Below are 541 nucleotides of genomic sequence, written 5' to 3' on the forward strand. Positions count from 1 at the left end.
GACGCCCGAAGAGGCTGGCGGTGAGGTCGCAGAGCAGCTTGGCGGTCTTGCCGCGCTCGTCAAGAAAAGGGTTCAGTTCGACAAGGTCGAGCGAGGAAACGAGCCCGCTGTCGCACAACGTCTCCATGATCAGATGCGCCTCGCGAAAGGTTGCGCCGCCGGGTACGGTGGTGCCGACCGCCGGCGCTATCGACGGGTCAAGGAAGTCCACGTCAAAGGAGACGTGCAGCATACCTTTGTTCCGCTCGACCTTCTCCAGGAAGGCTCTGAGCGGCGCCAGAACCCCGGTCTCGTCGATGGCGCGCATGTCCTTGACCGTGATGCCAAGTTCGCGGATACGCGATTTCTCTGCTGCATCCACGGAGCGGATACCCATCATGCAGATGTTTTCGAGGGCGACCTTCTGAGGCAGCGCGGGAAAGCCGTCGAAACCGGGCTGACCGGTGAAATAGGCGACGGGTGTGCCATGAAGGTTGCCGCTTTCGGTGCTGTCGAGCGTATGCAGGTCCGGATGGGCATCGAGCCAGAGGAGAAAGAGTGG

General features: G+C 61.7%; 1 protein-coding gene. It reads right to left on the reverse strand.

The window, feature by feature from the left end:
• Positions 1-541 (reverse strand): arginase family protein (locus tag MD273_RS18835; RefSeq protein WP_239039296.1); only part of this gene is annotated, 541 nt, incomplete at both ends.

Origin of the sequence: Marinobacter sp. C7 (assembly GCF_022343555.1) — a bacterium.
In the GTDB taxonomy this organism is placed as follows: Bacteria; Pseudomonadota; Gammaproteobacteria; order Pseudomonadales; family Oleiphilaceae; genus Marinobacter.